A 282-nucleotide genomic window follows, 5' to 3' on the forward strand; every position below is an offset into this window, starting at 1 on the left:
GCCTCAGAGATGGCGCCGGTGGAGAAGTGGGTGCCGTACTGGTTGCGGAGCAGAGCCTGTATCTTGCTGATGCTCAGATGGTACTGTCCCGCCAGCACTGTTATCTGGCTCAGAAGCTTAGGTCCCATCTGACCGGAGGGGGCATCGTCAGGCAGGTCTGCCCTTGATGTATGGTTGCAGCACCGGCACCTGCCGTGGAACAGCTGGTACTCGGTGATATCCAGTGCGGCTTTCGGCAGCTCGAAGACCTGATGACGATAAGTCGGTGATGGATTCGGGACG

At 58.9% G+C, this 282-nt stretch carries 1 pseudogene; it reads right to left on the reverse strand.

Annotation, left to right across the window (positions count from 1 at the left end):
• Positions 1-282: pseudogene (locus R0J87_RS19595) on the reverse strand (IS66 family transposase); the annotation flags it as partial.

Source organism: Halomonas sp. SIMBA_159 (assembly GCF_046536035.1).
Taxonomy (GTDB): Bacteria; Pseudomonadota; Gammaproteobacteria; order Pseudomonadales; family Halomonadaceae; genus Vreelandella; species Vreelandella venusta_A.